Genomic DNA, 17,169 nt, shown 5'->3' with positions numbered 1-17,169 from the left:
GCATGCGATAGCGTTTCAGAGAGGGAGCGGGAGAGTTTTTTAGCATAAGAGGTATGGATGCCCTGGAGCAATCAGAATGGCGGCGGCGGCGGTGGCGGCGGCCCGTGGGGTGGCGGCGGTAACGGCGGCAGCGGCGGCGGTGGTGGAAACAACCAGGGCGGCCCCTGGGGTCAGGGACCAAACCGTCCGCGTGGCGGCGGCGGCGGTGGCGGCAATGGCGGCCCACCAGACCTGGAAGAGATCATCCGTCGCAGTCAGGACCGTTTCAGAAACGTGCTTCCGGGCGGCATCAACGGTGGCGTCATCGCCATCCTCGCACTTGTTGTCCTCGCCTTTGTCGGCATCCAATCCGTCTACACGGTTCAGCCGGATGAACGCGGCGTAGAACTTCGCTTCGGCAAGCCGAAGGACGAAGTCTCAATGCCAGGCCTGCACTTCCACTTCTGGCCGATTGAAACTGTCGAGATCGTCAAGGTCACGGAACAGCAGCAAAACATTGGTGCGCGTGCAACATCGACAACAGCAGCAACCGGCGTGATGCTGACAGGCGACCAGAACATCGTCAACGTTCAGTTCTCCGTGCTTTATACGGTGTCTGATCCGAAGTCCTATCTCTTCAACGTCGATACACCTGCCCAGACCCTTCAGCAGGTCTCGGAAAGCGCGATGCGTGAAGTCGTTGGCCGTCGTCCGGCTCAGGACATCTTCCGTGATAACCGTCAGGCCATTGCGGCTGACGTTCGCGCCATTATTCAGGCTACGATGGACGGTTATGGCGCAGGCCTTTCCATTAATGCCGTGGCGATTGAAGATGCAGCCCCACCACGTGAAGTGGCTGACGCCTTCGACGAAGTTCAGCGTGCCGAACAGGATGAGGATCGTTTCGTTCAGGAAGCCAACCAGTACGCCAACCAGAAACTGGGTGCCGCACGTGGTCAGGCAGCACAGATCGTTGAAGAAGCCACTGCCTATAAGGGCCGTGTCGTCAACGAAGCCAAGGGTGAAGCCCAGCGTTTCATCTCGATTTACGACCAGTACCGGACTGCACCTGAGGTCACACGTGAGCGCATGTTCATCGAGACGATGGAGCAGGTTCTCAAGAATTCCAACAAGATCATCATTGATGAAAAGCAGGGAGTGGTGCCGTATCTGCCTCTGAACGAGATCATGCGCGGCAATACCGGCGCAGCGCAGCAGGGAGGCAACTGATATGAGTAATCGTCTAACCGCAATTCTCGTCGGCCTCGCCGTTGTCATGTTCTTCGTCTACTCGTCCTTCTTCGTGGTCAACGAACGCCAGCAGGCAATCGTCGTTCGCTTCGGTCAGATCCAGGACGTGAAGACCGATCCGGGCCTCTACTTCAAGCTGCCATTCGCGTTCATGGATGCGGACCGCGTACAATATGTCGAAAACCGCGCACTGCGTTTCGATCATGACAACATCCGCGTTCAGGTGTCCGGTGGTAAGTTCTATGAAGTCGATGCCTTCGTAGTCTACCGCATCACCGATGCCCGCCGCTTCCGTCAGACGGTATCCGGCGATCAGCTGTCTGCCGAAATGCGTCTGCGCACACGTCTCGACGCATCTCTGCGCCGCGTCTACGGTCTTCGTGGCTTCGAAGCTGCTCTTTCGGATGCTCGCGCCTCGATGATGCAGGAAGTGCGTGACGACCTGCGTTCAGACGCAGAGTCACTTGGCCTCAGCATTGTGGATGTTCGCATCCGCCGCACGGATCTGACGCAGGAAGTCTCGCAGCAGACCTTCGAGCGGATGAAATCCGAGCGTCTGGCTGAAGCCGAACTGATCCGCGCTCGTGGTAACGAAGAAGGCCAGCGCCGCCGCGCCATCGCGGATCGTCAGGTCGTCGAATTCGAATCCGACGCCAATCGTCAGTCCGAAGTGCTTCGGGGTGAAGGCGATGCCGAACGTAACCGTATCTTCGGTGACGCCTTCCAGCGCGATCCAAGCTTCTTCGAGTTCTATCGCTCGATGGCAGCCTATACGAGCGCGCTGAACGGCAACGGCACGACGCTGGTTCTTTCGCCAGACTCAACCTTCTTCCGTTATTTCAATAACATTGAAGGTACGCCAACCGCGCAACCGGCACAGCCCGCAGCCCCTGCGGCACCTGCTGCACCCGCGAACTGACCTTAATGAATGAAGCGAAAGGGCCGGTGGAAACATCGGCCCTTTTGCCGTTCTGGGGCATCATTCTGCAAGCCCTGCCGGGTTTGGCCAAGAGATGAAAAAGCGGTCTGACGCCATCCACGCTTTAATCGTGGATGAAAGCCTGATTTTCTGCTTATTCACGAAAAGGTATTTTTACACTTCATCATTCCGCCTTATGCTTGGCTATTAAGCAGAGACCCGGTTAGCAATATGCGAGGACGCTGTATGCCCGTTACCACTCTTTCGCCTTTCCGCAGCAGCATAGCGGCGGTCGCGGGATTTGCAGTTTTAGCAGGCGGGTTGGCCATGCCGTTGAGCGCCAGCGCCCAGAGCGCCGGGCCAGCTTCGGTTGCTGATCTTGCGGCACCTCTCATGGATGCCGTCGTCAACATCTCCACATCGCAGAGCGTGAAGGCGGAAGGCAAAGGCCCGACCCCGCCCAACATTCCCGAGGGTTCTCCCTTTCAGGAGTTCTTCAAGGATTACTTCGACAACCAGAGCCCCGATAGCGGTGGCAAGGTCAGTTCGCTGGGTTCCGGTTTCGTCATCGATCCGGCTGGCTATGTGGTGACGAACAACCACGTCATCGAAGGCGCTGATGATATCGAGGTCATTTTCCCCAATGGCAACAAGCTGAAAGCCAAGCTTGTTGGCACCGATACCAAGACAGATCTTTCCGTGCTGAAGGTGGAGCCGAAGACGCCACTCAAAGCCGTCAAATTCGGTGATTCCCGCGCCATGCGCATTGGCGATTGGGTCATGGCGGTGGGCAACCCGTTTGGCCTTGGCGGCTCGCTCAGCGTCGGCGTCGTTTCGGCGCGCGGACGCAACATCAACGCCGGTCCCTATGACAACTTCATCCAGACGGATGCGGCCATCAACAAGGGCAATTCCGGCGGTCCCCTCTTCAATATGAAGGGCGAGGTCATCGGCATCAACACCGCCATCATTTCCCCCAGCGGTGGCTCCATCGGCATCGGCTTTTCCGTGCCGACAGAACTGGCGCAGAACATCGTCCAGCAGCTCATCGAGTTTGGCGAAACCCGCCGCGGCTGGCTCGGCGTGCGCGTTCAGCCTGTCACAGACGATATCGCCACAAGCCTTGGCATGGATGCGGCCCGCGGCGCGCTGATCTCCGGCGTGGTCAAAGGCGGACCCGTCGAGAACGGCCCCATTCAGCCGGGCGACGTCGTTCTGACATTTGACGGCAAGAAAATTCAAGAAATGCGGGATCTGCCGCGCGTTGTTGCCGAAAGCCCAGTCGGCAAGGAAGTGGATGTTGCCATTCTTCGCGATGGCAAGGAGCAGACAGTTAAGGTCAAGCTCGGCCAGTTGCAGGATACCGCCGAGGAAAAGCAGCCCGGCGCCAGCAGCGATGACGCCATGCCTGATGATGGCGAAAACGGCGAAATGGCTGAACCGCAGGACAATAACGACAATCCGACAGAGCAGCAGGCACCAGACCAGCGCGCAGCGGCGCAAACGGTTCTGGGAATGAACCTCGTCGTCCTCACAGACGAGTTGCGCGCGGAAAAGAGCATTGCGGAAAGCGTTGAAGGCGTGCTTGTTGCAGGCGTGGAACCCGGCTCCATTGCCGAGCAGAAGGGCGTCAAGGCTGGCGATGTCATCGTCGAGGTTGCGCAGGACTTCATGGAAGTGCCTGGCGATGTGGCAGTACGCGTCAACGGCCTGAAATCATCCGGGCGTAAGAATGCGCATATGATGGTGGCAGACGCGCAGGGCAATCTGCGTTTCGTTGCCGTGCCGCTGGAATAGTGCTGGTTGGCGGGAGCGCCTTATTCTGGCGCTCCCCGACCGCTTTTCTGCCTCGCATTTCTGAGCAGCCACGCGAGGCGTCAGGAGATTTCCGCACCTGCGGAACCTCGCAGGCTTAACCGGAGTTACCCGACGTCACCGGAATGAAACCGATTCATATCATGAGCTTACGCGCAAGAAATGAATCCGGATGGCAGCGCGTTGAATCAGTTTGGAAAGCCGCAAATTTGATCCGCAAGCACTCCACCACACTCCACGGCCACCGCACCAGCATCTCGCTTGAAGATGCTTTCTGGGATGAGTTGCGCATCATAGCCGACAAGCGGAAGATGAGCTTTGCGGCGCTGCTTGCCGAAATTGATGACAACCGCCCGGAAGACAGCAATCTGTCCTCTTCCCTGCGTGTCTATGTGCTGAACTGGCTTAAGAGCCAGTAGCGCCCACAGGTCCCAAATAGCATTATCTGTGCCGCATCACGGCACAGAGCTAACTCGTCATCAGTGCGCGTAGGTGGCCTTATGGCGCCGGCGCGTTTTGTGCTGGCGGCTGGCGGAAGATATCGCCTGTCGGGGGAACGGAAAACACCGGAGGCGTCGCGGGCTTTGGCTGAGCTTCCTGCTCTCGCTTCAAACGTTCCTGCGAGGCTTTCTCGGCCTCAAGCCGTTCCTGCGCCATCGCACGCATGCGATCTTCCTCAGCTTTGCGCAAACGCTCTTCCTCTGCCTTGCGCACCTTTTCGGCTTCCTCGGCCCGCTTGATCGCGGCCTGTCGCTCGGCGGCCTGGAAGCGGTAAAGCGCCACTTCACGCCGCAGTCTCTGCTTCTCCATAACGCTTGCCTGCAAGGCTTCCACCCGCCTGCGTTCGCGCTCGAAGGCCCGCAGGGACAGATATCCGGTTAGACCCGACACATCGGTCGTCAGTGCTGGCTCTGCCAGTGGTCCGGTAAAGTTGAGGCGAAGGGATGGCTCGGCACCTGCCAACGCCTCGTTGCCGGCATTATAAGCAAGGCCCAAACCACCGGTCAGCGTCTTGTCGCCAATATCCAGCATGAGGTCACCATCAAAGGCGAGTTGTGGCGTGGAAGCCGCAACATTCTGCATGCGCAGGTTTCCATCGCCCAGTGTGAACGGCATGGACACATCACCCAGAGGAATCTCTCCCTGCCAGAGATGCGCATCCACCAGCGGACGCACTTTCGCTGCATCTATATTGCCCTGAAGATCATTGGCAGCCTGAAGCCATTGTTGGAAAGCCGATGCGTTCAACCCGCGCAGAACAAGATTACCGGCACGTATTTCGCCGGATCCGCCCGCCGAAGACAGAAGCTCAGCCACGCTCTTGCCAGTGGATTCCGCTGTCAAATCGAGACCGAACACGCCACTGGCGACAGGCTTCTCTCCGCTTTTCCACATCACGGCGTCAGGGTTGGCACCCGAGACAGCAATCTTGGTTCGGAAAATGCCAGCGCCGTCGCCGGTTGCCATGGCAAGACGGCCAGAAACCTTTCCGCCCATCCAGTCACCCGCCATATTATCAAGCGAAAGCGTACCATTGGCATGGTTGAGCGCAAAAGAAAGGCCTGTCACCGTTCCGAACGAACCCGTGTCGAAATTGGCGGCCTTCACGGACAGCGAGGCATCAAGCTTGGGGAAGGCCGGAAGAGAAACCGGCTTTGCGCTGAGTGCGCCCGTTTCAGGGTCGATAACCGGCCCATACATCGTATCGCCAAGCCACGTCAGATCGACGCTGTTCAGTGCAAGATCGCCGGTCAGCTTGTAAGGTGCGGCCTTCGCAACAGCAAGATTGCCGGAAAACGCATTGCCACCTGCCTGCCCCGAAAGAGCCGAAAGCGTCGTCTTGTCCTTGTCCGAGCTCAGTTTCGCCGTTGCCTTGGTGGACATGCCGCCACCAAGTTGCGGCAAACCAACCGCATTCATAATGAGATATGGCTCGATATCCGCGCTTTCCAGCGATACATCAGCACTGCCTTGCGCAAAGTTTTCCGGCTTCAAGCCGAAGCTGCCATTGGCAGAAAAGTGCGTACGCTCGGTGGAGAAGCGGAATTCCGTCTGAACCGGAGAGCCAAGCGATCCGTTAAGCTTCAAGGACAACAGGCCCTCGCCATCAGCGTCGAAAGGCAGGGGATCAAGCCCCGCCTGCCCAAACAGAATGGCTGTAGACTGGTTCTTCAGAACTGCCTCAAGCGTCAGTGCCGTATCGTCTGTGTCCGTGAGAACGTCTGGCAGCTTCACCACGGCAGAAACGCGGCTGCCGTTGATGGTGCCGGAAACGGCAGCGTTCGCCCCGCCATTGTTCTTATCGACCGCGAGATCAACGGCAATATCGGAATTTGCATACCATGGCGCGCTTCGCACAAGCCGCTCCACCAATGGATGGCTTGGAACTTTCTGCCGCAGAAGGTTAAGCAAAGGCTGTATATCGGCGGCGTGAAGATTGACCGTTCCCTTGCCCGAGAAATCACTGGCAGAGCCCTTCAACTGGCCCTTTGCCCTCACTTCGGCACCGGCAATATTGCCGGCATTCATGGTTTCCAGCGAAAGAACGCCACCCGCCGATGTAAACGCCGTTTCCACCTGATTGGCTGTCACGCCCGCCATATTGATGCGATCCGCCTTGAACTTGGCGGTGATCCGGTGATCGAGAACCGAGCTGCCGACCTGATCGCCCAGGATAAGGCCACCAAGCGCCTTCAGGGCATCGAGATCGATCTCGTCGCCCGCAAGCTCCACATCGATGCTCGCGCCATTGGCTTCCGCCTGCCGCGCAAGGCGACCCTTGAGCGAAGCCTGCCCGATGGCAAGCTCGAGATTTTCAAAGCGCTGCGCTTGCGTTGTCAGCGACACGGTGGAGGAGAAACCCGCAGCATTCAGCTGGCGAATGGCCGGATCGACCGTGCCGGACAGCCAATTGGCAAGCCCTGAGGGCTGGTTGGAGGCAACGAGCATATCACCGTTGAAAGCTGGGCCGCCGGTCAGTGTCAGCGAGCCCTTGGCTTCAAGCTGGGTGCGACCGGGCAGCACGGCAACCGCATTTTCCACCTGCCAGCCGGAACCGTTGGGCCTGATATCAAGGCGGATATCGCGGATGGTTGTGTCATCGGAAACGAGCGCGGGAAGACGAATGCTGGCTTTTCCCGGAACCTGCGGCACGGGTATGCGCGCAATCAGGCTTGCAAATGCCTCAATGCGCTGGCGCACGGGCACAGTCGGAACCCGGGATGTTTTGCCGGTCTGCACGGGTGCTGGCGCAAAGCGGTTGAAATCGATCTGCTGGCCATCAGCCGTCAACAGGAACTCCGGTGCGGTCCCGGTGTCCAGCGTCGCCTCACCCGTCACGATATACGGATTGGCCTCGCCGCCGAGTTCCATGCGGTAACTTGGCACACGCACACGGCCATTGGTCAGCTCAAAGCTGCCCTTCGTCCGTGGCGCAGTGAAGATGGACTGGCTGGCGTCTTTTTTCTGGTTTTCGTCCTGGCGGAAATTGAAGGCGAAGGAGCCGCTATAGACCGGACGCCCCTCAGTGGCGGCAATGGCGCCGTCCAGATCGATCTCAACCGGATGTTCATCAGGCATAAGGCGAAGGCGCAGGCCCATGCGCCCTGCATTGGATTCCGGCTCACCGCTGGAAAGAGAAAACGACCCCGCGTGACCATCAACCGCCGCACGTCCTTTTGCGGTCCACGGCCCGGCAAGCGACTTGGCAGACATATCGGCACTCAAGCCAGTCACCGTGCGGTTGCGACCCGATTGCTCGTCGATGAATTCAATTTGCCCGCCATCGATGCTGACATTCTCAAGAACGACGGTTTTAGCCGGGATGACAGCGCGGCTTCCGCGTGTCCAATCCAGCGTGCCGTCCTTCAACAAACGAATCCGGGCCTTCGGCTCTTCAATCCGCATATCGAAAATGCGCGCTTCGCCAGACAGGAACGGCGCAAGCTCGGCATCCATGGAAAAACGTGCGACCTGAATCTGAGGCGAGCCGTCAGAATCCGTGCCAGCACGCACATCATGCAGCGTCACGGATGGGAAGGGCAGCAGCCGCGCTTCGACACGGCCATGCACCACGACCTTCTTGCCGAGAATCCGGCTTGCCTGATCTTCAAAATCACGCCGGAAATCCGTCCAGTCGATGAAATAGGGTATGAGCAGCGCTGAAAACAGTGCCACCACAAGCAGTCCGCCCAGAAATACCAATATGCGTCCGAGCACGACCCGATGTCTCCCTTAACTGACGATGAAACCTATCTTTTTTCCCTGCCAGAGCAAGCTGCATTTCAGGTTTCACCCATATTCCTGCACCTACTGGGCGTGGAAAAGCTTACCCGGATTAAAGATATTATCCGGATCAAGTGACCGCTTGATGGCAATCATCACATCCAGCGCACCACCCACCTCTTCGGCCAGAAAGCTCATCTTGCCCTGCCCTATACCATGCTCACCCGTGCAGGTGCCGTCCATTTCGATAGCCCGCCGGTTCAAACGCGCCACGAAGGCTTCTGTATGGGCCACACTTATGGGGTCCTTGCCATCAAACAACACAAGAACGTGGAAGTTCCCGTCGCCCGCATGGCCTACAATCGGTGCCAGCATGTTGTTGTCGATGATATCCTGCTGGGTCGCGGTCACGCATTCCGCAAAGCGTGAAATCGGCACGCAGACATCAGTGGAAAGCGCATCGAGATGCGGCGCAAGGGCCTTGGATGCCCAATAGGCATCATGGCGCGCCTTCCAGAGTTTGGCGCGCTCCTGCGCATCGCTGGTCCAGCGGAAAGCACTGCCGCCGCACTCCTCGACAATGTCAGAAAACTGCGCAGATTGCAGCGCCGTTGTTTCTTCAGAACCGTGAAACTCCAGAAAAAGCGTTGGCTTCTCCTCATAGGACAAGCCCGAATAGGCATTGCAGGCGCGGATCTGCACGGCATCCAGAAGCTCGATCCGCGCGACAGGAATGCCCATCTGCACCGTCATGATGACGGCATCGCAGGCCGCCGCAATCGTATCGAAGGTGCACACGCCGCCCGCAATCTTTTCAGGAATACCCTGAAGACGCAGCGTGACCGATGTGATGACGCCAAGCGTGCCCTCGGCACCAACGTAAAGCCGCGTCAGATCATACCCGGCAGAAGATTTGCGTGCGCGCCGCCCCGTGCTGATTTCCTCGCCATCGGCCTTGACCACGGTCAGCGCCAGAACATTGTCTTTCATGGTGCCATAGCGCACGGCATTGGTGCCGGATGCGCGCGTAGACGCCATGCCGCCGATGGACGCATTGGCACCCGGATCAATCGGGAAGAAAAGGCCGGTGTCGCGCAGATAGGTATTCAGTTGCTCGCGCGTCACGCCGGGCTCGACTGTTACGTCCAGATCTTCTGCATTGACGGAGAGGATGCGGTTCATGCGGCTGAAATCCACCGAGATTCCGCCCATCGGCGCATTGACCTGACCCTCCAGCGAAGAGCCGACGCCGAACGGGATGACGGGCACCTTGTGGGCACCGCAGGCTTTGACGACCGCCTTCACATCATCGGAATTTTCGGCAAACACGACACCATCAGGCAATTGCGTGGTGAGATAGGTCGTCGTGTGCGCGTGCTGTTCGCGGAAAGACTGGCCGGTCTGGAGCTTGTCACCGAGTTGCTGTTTCAGAGTGTCCAGCACGGCTGCAATGCCCGCTTCGTTTCTCGCACCAGCCACCACATCCTTCAACGCCATGTTTCTCTCCATGAAATGCAAAACCGGACTCAACCTTTTACGGCAAGTCCGGTTGATATGTGGCACGGCATTGAGATTGTCCAGCACCGCCGCTTGGCAAAACGGCGGTGCGTCAGTTCATCACTCCGCAGCGAGCAGCGGCTTGTCTTCCTCAAGGGCACGGCGACGAATGGCCGTTTCAAGTTCCCTGTGCAGACGAATGTCGGCATCCGCCTGCGGTTTCGCAAAGCGTGCGATCAGCAGGTAGGAGATTGGCGTGATGTAGAGGGTAACAAGCGTCGCCAAACCCAGACCACCGACGATGACCCAGCCAAGCGCAATACGGGCCTCTGCACCAGCACCCTGCGCCATGACGAGCGGAACACCGCCCAAAATCGTGGCGATCATGGTCATCATGACGGGACGCAGGCGAATGCTGCATGACTTTTCGATAGCCTCGCGAACCGTGGCGCCCTGATCACGGAGATGATTGGCAAACTCCACGATGAGAATACCGTTCTTCGCCATGACGCCCACCAGCAGCACAAGGCCAATCTGGCTATAGACGTTGAGGCTGGAGCCGGTGACGAGCAAAGCGATGACCGCACAGGCCAGACCGAGCGGCACCGTCGACATGATGATGACGGAGCTGAGAACGCTCTCAAACTGCGCCGCCAGCACAAGGAAGATGATGGCGATGGCAAAGCCGAAGGTCAGCAACATGCCGCTGGAGTTTTCCTGCAACGTAGCCGCTTCACCCAGCGGCAGCAAACGCGCACCCGCTGGCATCACGGTCGCCGCCATCTCATTGACCCTGGCAACGGCCTCGCCCAGCGACACGCCTTCCCGAAGGTTTGCGGTGAAGCCGACCGAGGGCAATTGCTGCTCACGGTTCAGCTGCGGCGAAACGGCTGTTTCCTTCAGCGAAGCGATGGTGGACATCGGCACCATTCGCCCGTCTTTGGCCTTCATGAAGATGTTTTCAAGGTCGGTGGGGTCGTCGATGGGGCGCGTGGACGACAGAAGCCGCACTGGCACAGCGTCGCCATCGATAAAGACATCAACGATGGACCGGCCCTCAAGCAGGGACTGCATGGCTGTGGAGAGGCCCGTAATGTCGATACCGAGATCGGACGCCTTCTCCCGGTCGATGGAGACCGACAATTGCGCCTGATTGGGTTCGTTTTCCAGACGCGGCGTATCGAAAAGGCCGCTTTGCTCCATGCCTGTCAGAAGCTTTTGCGTGGCTTCGTTCAGCGCCGCATAGTTGGTGCCGATCATCGCCATGCTGAGACCATTGCCCGCACCGCGAATACGAAGGCTGTTGGGCTGAGATGCCGAGGCCCGCAGGCCGGGCACAGACTGGGCCGCAGCATTGATATCCTGCGCAATCTGGTTCTGCGTGCGCTCGCGGTCCGCCCATGGCGCCAGTGTCAGCACCACAAAGCCGGTGTTGGTTGAACCATTCATACCGGAGATGGAATAGATATTGCGGATTTCGCCACTGTCGCGCAGCGGCTGCAGATTTTCCTCGATCCGCTGCAACTGGTCGCGGGTATATTCAAGGCTGACGCCCTGTGGAGCAGTCACGCGCAGCATGACGGAGGAACGGTCCTCGCGCGGCGTCAGCTCGTTCTGCACCATGCCGAAAGCAACCCACGATGCACCCGCGAAGGCAACGGCCACGATGACGACGATCAAAGGATTGTTGAGGCAGGCAGACAAGGTAGTCTTGTAGGTGGACGCAAAAACATTGCCGAACCAGGCCAACGGCCCCGTTGGTTCCTTCATCTCCTGTTTCAACATCCGCGATGCAAGCATCGGGCACAGCGTCAGCGCAACGATGGAGGAAAGACCGACCGCGAAAGCCAGCACGAAACCAAACTCGCGGAACAGACCACCCAATTGACCGGGCAGGAATGACAGGGGAATGAACACGGCAGCCAGTGTTGCCGTGGTGGCGATGACCGCAAAGAACACCTCTTGCGTGCCGAGAACGGCCGCAGCACGCGGTCCCATGCCCTCTGCACGGCGGCGCACAATGTTTTCCAGCACCACGATGGCATCATCCACCACAAGGCCTGTTGCCAGAACAATGGCGAGAAGTGTGAGAATATTGATGGAAAAGCCGACCATATAGATGGCAACGATGGTGCCGATCAGCGCGACGGGCATGGTGATGGCCGGGATCAGCGTTGCGCGCCAATCGCGGAAGAAGAGGTAAAGCACCACGACGACGATGAGCGCGGAAAGGCCAAGCGCAAGCTCCACCTCATGCAGCGCACCTTCGATGAACACGGCGTCATCGCTGGTAATGACGATGCGCGTATTTTCGGGCAGATTGGGCGTCATGGCCTCAACCGCCGCCTTTACGCCGGTCGAAATGCTCAACGTGTTGGATTGGGCCTGACGAATGACGCCAAGGCCCACGCCCTGCACGCCGTTTGAACGCAGCGACGTGGTTTCATCATCCGCGCCCAGCATCACGCTGGCCACATCACGAAGGCGGACACGGTCTCTGACAATAAGATTTTCAAATTCGGCTGGCGTCGTCAGGTTGGCTGTCGCACGCACGACAATATCCTGCGTCGAGCTTTTCAGCGATCCTGCGGGCACATCAAGTGCGGCCGTGCCAAGCGCATTGGACACATCCGTCACTGTCAGGCCACGGCTGGCCAGCGCGCTTTGATCGAGATCGATGCGGAAGACCTTTTCCTGATCGCCGTAAAGCTCCACATCGGCAACGCCATCCACGGCGGCCAGCCGGTCGATGACTTCATCATCAACGAGCTTGGTCAGATCTTCCATGCTGAGGCTGGTGGATGTGACAGCAAGACGCATAATGGGCTGGCTGTCGGAATCCGCCTTGATGATCTGCGGCTCGTCGGCATCATCTGGCATCTGGTTGGCAATGCGGCCAATGGCATCACGCACATCGTTCGAGGCGACTGCAATATCGACACTATCGTTGAATTCCATCGTCACCCGGCTGGTGCCGAATTGCGATGACGAGGAAATGGATTTCACACCACTGACACGCGCAACAGCGCCTTCAATGGTCTGCGTGACCTCCTGGTCGATGGTCTGCGGAGATGCGCCGTCATAGGTCGTTCGCACGGAGATGACCGGGCGGTCGACATCGGGCAATTCGCGCACATCAACGCCAACAAGAGCCGCCAATCCGGCAACCACCAGAAGCGTGTTCACCACGGCGGCCAGAATGGGTCGGCGCACGAAGAGTGCTGTAAACGTCGCCTTGGAATCATTTGCACTGGTCGTGGTCTGGTCTGTCATCGGCTGGCGACCTCCGGTGCTTTCTTCTGTCCAGCCGTTCGCACGGCGCCACCTTCGCGCACGCGCTGCAAGCCTTCCGTCACAATCGGTTCGTCCGGCGCAAGGTCAGCCTTGACCAGCACGGAATCCGGATTGCGCTGAACGACCTGAACGCGAACCTTGTGAGACTTGTCGTCCTTCACGCGCCAGACATAGGAGCCTTCGGCATCCCACTGCACGGCGAGCGGATCGACAGAGGGATAATTTTCGCCGGTGAAGCCCATGGTGACGGCAAAGGACATGCCAGCGCGCAGATCGTCTCTAGCATTCTCGAAAACGGCGCGCACACGCACCGTCCGGCTGGCTTCGTCCACCCGGTTATCGACCGCCTCAACCTTGCCGGAGAATTTCTCACCCGGGCGGGAAATCGATGTCGCCTCCACCGGCATCCCAACCTTGATGGCGGTGGTATAACGCTCCGGCGCCCAGAAGTTCACAAGAATTTTCGAGCGGTCATCAATGCTGACAATGCTGGTCTGCGTCGTTGCGTTATCGCCGATGTTGATCGCAACAATACCGGCGATGCCATCGATGGGCGCCACGATATTGCGCCGTTTCAGATTGAGTTCGGCTGTGCTCAGCGCAAGCTTCGCCGCTTCTTCGGCAATCTGCGCATCCAGCACATCAAGCCGCGCAACCGAGCGCAAATTCGCGTAGGACGTGGACTTCTCGACTGCGCTGCGCAGCGCGACCTGCGCCTTTTCACGCTCGATGACCTGCTCATCATCATCCAGCCGCGCCAGCACATCACCTTTTTTGACGCTTTGTCCCGATGATACCAGAATTTCGGAAATAAGACCCGAAGCCTGCGGCGTGACCACGACTGACTGGATCGCCTCCCCGTTGCCAATTGCATTGAGCCGGTCGTTCACGGTTCCGGACTTGACGGGTGCGAGCGCGACCAGCGTTGCGCTGTTGCCCCTTCCACCGCCCTGCCCGCGCTGCCCACCACCAGCGGCTGCCGTGCCACCGGCCTCTGCAGCAGGCTTTTCCGGGCTTGTAAGTCCAACCTTGGCCAGCAAAACTTTGCCGTCTGGTGAATTATAGGCCCAAAGACAGAACCCCGCCCCCACGACGGCCAGACCGACACCAAGCTGCTTCCAAACCCGCATACACGTCTCCGAATTGATCTCGACTGTCTCCGCATTCCATTTTAGTGCGGACGCCTTGTATTTACAGCAGTATCCTTGCTCACCTTAAACAACGCAACGCACAAATCCGTTTCTTACATAATGGTAATTTACGACGCTTTTAAAAAAGCTCCAGCAACGCTCCAGACGGGTTCGATGCTCGCTCCGGCTGCGTGAAAATGCCCTAAAACAGGCGCTTTGACAGTTGAAACAGGAATAAAAGCAGAACATGGTTCTGGCCTTTCCGCCCCGAATCACTACATTGGGCCGCATGAGCAACAGTTTCGACGATATGCCGTTCTTCGATGAGGAACCTTCCGAGCCACGCCGCCAGCCAGCCGCACCTCCTGCGCCGGGCGGTTTGGGCATCGCGGCGCGTGCCATGGCAGCACGCGATCAGGGCCGCGCTTCGCCCGATTATCTCGCGGGCCTCAACCCGGAACAGCGTGAAGCCGTCGAAACTCTGGAAGGGCCCGTTCTGGTTCTGGCGGGCGCCGGCACCGGCAAGACCCGCGTGCTGACGACGCGCATCGCCCATATTCTGGCAAGTGGCCGCGTCTATCCGAGCCAGATTCTGGCCGTGACCTTCACCAACAAGGCCGCGCGCGAGATGAAGGAACGTATCGGCGTTCTCGTCGGCGGCGCGGTTGAAGGCATGCCGTGGCTCGGTACATTCCACTCCATCGGCGTCAAGCTTCTGCGTCGACATGCTGAAATGATGGGCCTGAAATCCGATTTCACCATTCTCGATACCGACGACGTAGTGCGGCTGTTGAAACAGCTCATTCAGGCCGAAGGTCTTGATGACAAGCGTTGGCCCGCCAAGCAGTTCGCAGGCATGATCGACGGCTGGAAGAACAAGGGCCTGACACCGCCGGATATCCCGGAAGGCGACAGCCGGGCCTTTGCAAACGGCAAGGGCCGCGAACTTTATGCCGCCTATCAGGCACGTCTGAAGACGCTGAATGCCTGCGATTTCGGCGACCTGTTGCTGCACCCCATCACCATTTTCCGCAATCACCCGGATATTCTCAAAGAATACCACAGCAAGTTTCGCTATATTCTGGTGGACGAGTATCAGGATACCAACACCTGCCAATATATGTGGCTGCGGCTTCTGGCACAGCGTCCCAAGGGTGAGCCGCAAAATGTTTGCTGCGTGGGCGATGACGACCAGTCGATCTATGGCTGGCGCGGTGCCGAGGTGGACAATATTCTTCGCTTCGACAAGGATTTCCCCGGCGCGAAGGTCATCAAGCTGGAGCGCAACTACCGCTCCACAGAACACATTCTGGGCGCTGCCGGTCATCTGATTGCGCATAATGAAGGCCGCCTCGGCAAGACTCTGTTTACAGACCGCAGCGAACCCGATGATGAAAAGGTCGTGGTTCACGCGGCCTGGGATTCGGAAGAGGAAGCCCGCGCCGTTGGCGAGGAGATCGAACAGCTCCAGCGCACCAAGCACCCGCTGAACAACATGGCCATTCTGGTGCGCGCATCCTTCCAGATGCGCGAATTCGAAGACCGGTTTGTGACCCTTGGCCTCAACTACCGTGTCATCGGTGGTCCACGCTTTTATGAGCGCCTCGAAATCCGCGATGCGCTGGCCTATTTCCGTCTCGTCTGCCAGTCAGCAGACGATCTGGCTTTCGAGCGCATTATCAACACGCCAAAGCGTGGCCTTGGCGATACGACCGTTCGCAACCTGCATGATTATGCCCGCGCCCGCGACATTCCCATGCTGGCAGCTGCCGCTGACATTATCGAAACGGACGAACTCAAGCCGAAGGCCCGCAAGGCGCTGTTTGATGTCGTGCAGGATTTCCGCCGCTGGCAGACCCTTCTGGAAAACACCGAGCACACCGTGCTGGCCGAACAGATCCTCGATGAGAGCGGCTATACGGCCATGTGGCAGGCGGATAAGACCGCCGAAGGCCCCGGCAGGTTGGAAAACCTGAAAGAACTCATCCGCTCCATGGAAGCCTATGAGAGCATGCGCAGCTTCCTTGAGCATGTCGCACTGGTCATGGATACCGAAAAGAACGCGGAGCTGGACGCCGTCTCGATCATGACGCTGCACTCCGCCAAAGGTCTGGAATTCGAAACCGTCTTCCTGCCCGGCTGGGAAGAAGGGCTGTTTCCGCACCAGCGTTCCCTCGATGAAGGTGGGCGTTCCGGTCTGGAAGAAGAGCGTCGTCTGGCCTATGTCGGCATTACCCGCGCCAAGCGCCGTTGCCACATCTGGTTTGTGTCGAACCGCCGCATCCATGGCCTATGGCAAGCGACGATCCCTTCGCGCTTTCTGGAAGAGCTGCCGCCCAACCACGTCGAAGTCTCGGCATCGGATAGCAATTATGGCGGCTATGGTGGACGCGGCGGCTACGGCCAGTCTCGTTTTGATTCCGCTGACCCCTTCACCAACACCTATTCCACACCGGGATGGAAGCGGGCGCAGGCCAACAAGTCGGATGCGACGCGTGATAACTGGGGCAGCCGCTCCGGGCACGCTGTCGAGCGCATCGGCTACGGCGAAAGTGGCCCGAAAACACGCACCATCGATGGCGAACTCGTCGCCAAATCGGTGGCCGATACGCCATCGAAATTCTTCGTCGGCGACCGCGTTTTCCATCTGAAATTCGGCAATGGCAACGTCGCAAGCGTCGAAGGCAACAAACTCACCATCGACTTTGATCGCGCCGGACAAAAACGGGTGCTGGATGGCTTTGTAGAGCGGGCAGAAAAACCTGCCTGAGCAAGCTCAATCCTGATGAATAGACACGCAAAAGCCGCGCTTGCAGACATGCAGAGCGCGGCTTTTGACTATTCAAAACAGATTATTGCGCGATGGGCGTTTCGCCGGGCGTGAAGCCGATCAGGTAAACGGCGGCCACCACGATGGCCAGAGCGAAGATGGAGATGACAAAAACCGTCATGCGGTTCAGAGGCTTGCGGGTCGTTTTTTTCATGCCGCGATAACGATCGAGACGCATATTCGTTCCAGCGAAAATTCGTTCACAGCATCCGGGGCCATCCATCAAGGAA

At 58.5% G+C, this 17,169-nt stretch carries 10 protein-coding genes; 5 read left to right on the top strand and 5 right to left on the bottom strand.

Annotated elements, in window-relative coordinates; genetic code table 11:
• Window positions 1–57 precede the first annotated feature (57 nt).
• The 4 genes from hflK (at window position 58) to RQI55_RS02500 (ending at window position 4,383) form a co-directional block, all read left to right on the top strand.
• Window positions 58–1,209 (top strand): FtsH protease activity modulator HflK, encoded by a 1,152-nt coding sequence (gene hflK / locus RQI55_RS02515; RefSeq protein WP_042616057.1) that lies wholly within the window; start codon window positions 58–60, stop codon window positions 1,207–1,209.
• A gap of 1 nt (window position 1,210) precedes the next feature.
• Complete coding sequence (gene hflC, locus RQI55_RS02510) at window positions 1,211–2,149, top strand: protease modulator HflC (RefSeq protein WP_042616058.1); 939 nt, start codon at window positions 1,211–1,213, stop codon at window positions 2,147–2,149.
• A gap of 246 nt (window positions 2,150–2,395) precedes the next feature.
• Complete coding sequence (locus RQI55_RS02505) at window positions 2,396–3,946, top strand: Do family serine endopeptidase (protein ID WP_192064087.1); 1,551 nt, start codon at window positions 2,396–2,398, stop codon at window positions 3,944–3,946.
• 227 nt (window positions 3,947–4,173) lie between these two features.
• The gene (locus RQI55_RS02500) at window positions 4,174–4,383 is read left to right on the top strand and encodes a ribbon-helix-helix domain-containing protein (protein WP_042616118.1); all 210 of its coding nucleotides are present in this window, start codon (window positions 4,174–4,176) and stop codon (window positions 4,381–4,383) included.
• A 79-nt stretch (window positions 4,384–4,462) separates the two neighbouring features.
• Here RQI55_RS02500 and RQI55_RS02495 read toward each other — a convergent pair whose 3' ends face one another.
• From RQI55_RS02495 to RQI55_RS02480, 4 genes are all read right to left on the bottom strand, one after another.
• Complete coding sequence (locus RQI55_RS02495; protein ID WP_243255555.1) at window positions 4,463–8,182, bottom strand: AsmA family protein; 3,720 nt, start codon at window positions 8,180–8,182, stop codon at window positions 4,463–4,465.
• 90 nt (window positions 8,183–8,272) lie between these two features.
• Complete coding sequence (locus RQI55_RS02490) at window positions 8,273–9,685, bottom strand: FAD-binding oxidoreductase (RefSeq protein WP_243255554.1); 1,413 nt, start codon at window positions 9,683–9,685, stop codon at window positions 8,273–8,275.
• A gap of 120 nt (window positions 9,686–9,805) precedes the next feature.
• Window positions 9,806–12,958: an efflux RND transporter permease subunit gene (locus RQI55_RS02485; RefSeq protein WP_243255552.1), complete on the bottom strand. Its 3,153-nt coding sequence runs from the start codon at window positions 12,956–12,958 to the stop codon at window positions 9,806–9,808.
• Window positions 12,955–14,109 (bottom strand): efflux RND transporter periplasmic adaptor subunit, encoded by a 1,155-nt coding sequence (locus RQI55_RS02480; RefSeq protein ID WP_243255550.1) that lies wholly within the window; start codon window positions 14,107–14,109, stop codon window positions 12,955–12,957. Before RQI55_RS02480 ends, RQI55_RS02485 begins: the two co-directional genes overlap by 4 nt.
• Window positions 14,110–14,398: 289 nt before the next feature.
• Here RQI55_RS02480 and RQI55_RS02475 point away from each other — a divergent pair, with 289 nt between their 5' ends.
• On the top strand, window positions 14,399–16,879 hold the full coding sequence (locus tag RQI55_RS02475) for an ATP-dependent helicase (RefSeq protein WP_243255549.1): 2,481 nt from the start codon (window positions 14,399–14,401) through the stop codon (window positions 16,877–16,879).
• Between the two features lie 82 nt (window positions 16,880–16,961).
• On the opposite strand, the gene RQI55_RS02470 is transcribed toward RQI55_RS02475, so the two are convergent.
• A complete protein-coding gene (locus RQI55_RS02470; protein WP_243255548.1) occupies window positions 16,962–17,117 on the bottom strand; it encodes a hypothetical protein in 156 nt (51 codons plus the stop codon).
• Window positions 17,118–17,169: the final 52 nt, after the last annotated feature.

The sequence above is a fragment of the Rhizobium sp. WCS2018Hpa-16 genome, from assembly GCF_031843705.1.
GTDB lineage: Bacteria > Pseudomonadota > Alphaproteobacteria > Rhizobiales > Rhizobiaceae > Agrobacterium > Agrobacterium tumefaciens_C.
The sequence above is the reverse complement of the archived record's forward strand: the minus strand, read 5'-3'. Positions and strand labels throughout refer to the sequence as shown.

Excerpts from the sequence above, each read along its gene's own strand:
- hflK (WP_042616057.1), top strand. The coding sequence starts at position 58 with ATGCCCTGGAGCAATCAGAATGGCGGCGGCGGCGGTGGCGGCGGCCCG.
- hflC (WP_042616058.1), top strand. The coding sequence starts at position 1,211 with ATGAGTAATCGTCTAACCGCAATTCTCGTCGGCCTCGCCGTTGTCATG.
- RQI55_RS02505 (WP_192064087.1), top strand. The coding sequence starts at position 2,396 with ATGCCCGTTACCACTCTTTCGCCTTTCCGCAGCAGCATAGCGGCGGTC.
- RQI55_RS02490 (WP_243255554.1), bottom strand. The coding sequence starts at position 9,685 with ATGGCGTTGAAGGATGTGGTGGCTGGTGCGAGAAACGAAGCGGGCATT.
- RQI55_RS02485 (WP_243255552.1), bottom strand. The coding sequence starts at position 12,958 with ATGACAGACCAGACCACGACCAGTGCAAATGATTCCAAGGCGACGTTT.
- RQI55_RS02480 (WP_243255550.1), bottom strand. The coding sequence starts at position 14,109 with ATGCGGGTTTGGAAGCAGCTTGGTGTCGGTCTGGCCGTCGTGGGGGCG.
- RQI55_RS02475 (WP_243255549.1), top strand. The coding sequence starts at position 14,399 with ATGAGCAACAGTTTCGACGATATGCCGTTCTTCGATGAGGAACCTTCC.
- RQI55_RS02470 (WP_243255548.1), bottom strand. The coding sequence starts at position 17,117 with ATGCGTCTCGATCGTTATCGCGGCATGAAAAAAACGACCCGCAAGCCT.